Raw genomic sequence first — 3,114 nt, forward strand, 5'->3', positions numbered from 1 at the left:
CCGCTCTCGGATAACGCCGAGCCGATGGCTACGAAATACTGCGATCTCTCCGGGAACAGAATGTCTTCCTCCGCAAGCTCCAGCGTCTCCGCGAACCGGGCCCGAAGCTGGGACAAATAAGTCAGCGGACCGCCCAGAAAAGCCACCCGTCCGCGCACCTTGCGGCCGCAAGCCAGACCGGCAATCGTCTGGTTCACGATGCTTTGGAAGATCGAAGCCGCCACATCCTCGCGGCGCGCGCCCTCGTTAAGCAGCGGCTGAATGTCGCTCTTGGCGAACACGCCGCAGCGGGAAGCGATGGGATAGATGCGCTGATGATCCGCCGCGAGTCTGTCAAGGCCGCCGGGATCGGTCTGCAGCAGCGCCGCCATCTGATCAATGAAAGCGCCTGTCCCGCCCGCGCAGGCATTGTTCATCCTCTGCTCAATGCCTCCGGTGAGATAGATGATTTTGGCGTCCTCTCCTCCAAGCTCTATCGCGGTGTCGCAGGACGGAAGCAGCTCGCTGATCGCTTTCGTACAAGCGATAACCTCCTGAACAAAGGGCACATTGCCCAGCCTGGACAGAGACAAGCCGGAAGAACCGCTTACCGAGAGCGCCGCTTCCCTTTCCGGAAACAGGGACATCACTTTATCCAGCAAAGAGAGAACCGCTTTTTTTATATCGCTATAGTGCCTTATATAATTCTCATGAACTACCACATTCCGTTCCATGACAACCAATTTAGCCGTAGTCGACCCTACATCGAGCCCGATCCTCAGCTGCATTCCGCCATCACCACGCCTTATTGAAAATTTTAACTATAGGAAAAATATCACACAACAGGCTAGGAAAAGCTGTTAAAAATGTAACAGTAAAAAATTTAACGGAACGCCGGAGACTTCAATATAGCCGCTTATTCCCCGTCAATGACCGCCGCGACCGCTTCCGCATGGCCCTTTACCCGCACCTTTTTCCAGATATCGGACACAATGCCCTGTTCATCGATCAGGAAGGTGGAGCGCACAATGCCCATGAATTCCTTGCCATACAGCTTCTTGAGCTGCCACACGCCGTACTGCTCGCTTACCTTGTGATCCTCATCGGAGAGCAGCAGAAAGGGCAGTCCGTTCTTCGCGATAAATTTGGCGTGCGACTGGAGGCTGTCGGGGCTGACGCCCAGAATAACGGCTCCCTTCGCCGTAATCCGGTCATTGACATCTCTTAGCTCGCAAGCTTCCTGTGTGCAGCCCGGCGTCATATTTTTCGGATAAAAATACAGCACCACCTTCCGTCCTCTATACTGGCTTAAGGTGACTTCGCTTCCGTCCGAGGCGGGTAGCGTAAAGTCCGGCGCCTCTTGTCCGATGGACAACTCTTCCATAATTATACACTCCTTCAATAGAATTTATGGCTCTTTGTGTTATTTTGACCCCCAGGGCGTCCAATTGATTGTATCCATAAAAGAAATTATAATGTAGGGAATGCAAATGTGAAAGGAAGAGCGTGAAATGCCGCCAAGATCGAAACGACACGCCAAGAAGGGAAACTCCAAGAAAACTCTGATTCGAATCCTGCTGATCCTCCTTCTGCTTCTGGCCTTGGGAGCCGCATACTTCTTCACTTCCATTTATCAAGGTCTTGAAGGTATGAGCAAGCATGGCGAAGATTCTCCATTCAAAAATGTGGAAACGGTAGACGAGGATACGCCTGATCCCCCGAAATGGGAGGGAACGGAGCCCGTCAATATTCTGCTGATGGGTGTGGACGCGCGCGGCGTGAAGAAGGGCGAAATTCCCCGCTCGGACACGATGCTGGTGGCTTCTCTTAATCCGGTGACCAAAAAAGCCCACGTCTTCTCCATCCTCCGGGATACTTACGTATCGATTCCGGGCCACGGACAAGACCGGATCAACTCGGCGATCATCTACGGCCCCAACACGGCGATGGAGACCGTCAGCGATCTGCTCGGCATTCCGATACAATACTACGTCTACACCGACTTCCAGGGCTTCATCAAGCTGGTGGACGCGGTCGGCGGCATCGACTATACAGTCGAGAAGGACATGGTCTACAAGACCAAGGCCGACGGGCCCGAGTACGATATTGATCTCAAAAAAGGCTATCAGCACCTTGACGGCAACAAGGCGCTCCAGTATGTGCGTTTCCGCCATGACGCCACCTCGGACTATACGCGAACGCAGCGCCAGCGCGCTTTCCTGAGCGCCGTTGCGGACAAGCTCAAGAGCACCACGGCGCTCGTCAAGCTGCCAAGCATTCTGTCGGAGGTCAGTCCCTATATCGACACGAACCTGTCCATAAACGATATGTGGAAGCTGGCGAATGTCGGCTATGGCAGCAGCATGGCCGGCAGCGAGCAGATTCCGCCGATGAAGCTCTTGCAAGAGGAGACCGTCAGGGGCCAATCCGTGCTCGGCATCCGCAGTCTCGATGAATTGAAGCGGTTCGTGGAGGAGACGATGACGAGGACGGAGGCTGAGTCATCGCCGTCTCCATCCTCGTCGCCTTCCGCCTCGGCGGGAAGCGAATAGCACACCGTAAGCAAGCCTTGGCTTTAAGCTCTGAACCCTATTTTCACCCGGGCAGCGGGCGGACGGCGGATATCCGCTGTCCGCCCGTTCATCTCTCGCCCCAATCGAAAGGATGATACGCTTATGAATCGTTCCACCTCTGAACAGTTGTACCAGGAAGCGCTCCAGCACATCGTCGGAGGCGTCAACAGCCCCTCCAGATCCTTCAAGGCGGTGGGCGGCGGAGCGCCCGTCTTCATGAAGCGCGCTGCCGGCGCGCATTTCTGGGACGAGGACGGCAACCGCTACATCGATTATCTCGCAGCCTTCGGTCCCGTCATTACCGGGTTCGCCCATCCGCATATTACCGCCGCCATTACGAGGGCCGCAGAGAACGGTGTGCTGTACGGAACCCCGACCTCGCTGGAGATCACCCTGGCCAAGATGCTCAAGGAAGCCATCCCGTCGCTGGACAAGGTCCGGTTCGTCAATTCCGGCACCGAGGCCGTCATGTCGACGATCCGGGTCGCCCGGGCGTATACCGGCCGGACCAAGATCATCAAGTTCGCGGGCTGCTACCACGGCCACTCCGACCTGGTGCTGG

General features: G+C 55.8%; 4 protein-coding genes. 2 read left to right on the plus strand and 2 right to left on the minus strand.

Going from position 1 to position 3,114, the window contains the following annotated elements; translation table 11 throughout:
- Nucleotides 1–767 (minus strand): BadF/BadG/BcrA/BcrD ATPase family protein (locus tag L692_RS27585; protein ID WP_036721522.1); only part of this gene is annotated, 767 nt, incomplete at its 3' end.
- 128 nt (nt 768–895) lie between these two features.
- Nucleotides 896–1,363: a thioredoxin-dependent thiol peroxidase gene (gene bcp, locus L692_RS0102325; RefSeq protein ID WP_025696844.1), complete on the minus strand. Its 468-nt coding sequence runs from the start codon at nt 1,361–1,363 to the stop codon at nt 896–898.
- A 127-nt stretch (nt 1,364–1,490) separates the two neighbouring features.
- Between bcp and L692_RS0102330 the strand changes: the two genes are divergently transcribed.
- Nucleotides 1,491–2,531 carry an LCP family protein gene (locus L692_RS0102330; RefSeq protein WP_025696846.1) on the plus strand — a complete coding sequence of 347 codons (1,041 nt, stop codon included), beginning with the start codon at nt 1,491–1,493 and terminating at the stop codon, nt 2,529–2,531.
- Between the two features lie 123 nt (nt 2,532–2,654).
- Nucleotides 2,655–3,114 (plus strand): aminotransferase class III-fold pyridoxal phosphate-dependent enzyme (locus L692_RS0102335; protein ID WP_025696848.1); only part of this gene is annotated, 460 nt, incomplete at its 3' end.

It is taken from the genome of Paenibacillus forsythiae T98, assembly GCF_000520735.1.
Taxonomy (GTDB): Bacteria; Bacillota; Bacilli; order Paenibacillales; family Paenibacillaceae; genus Paenibacillus_AQ; species Paenibacillus_AQ forsythiae.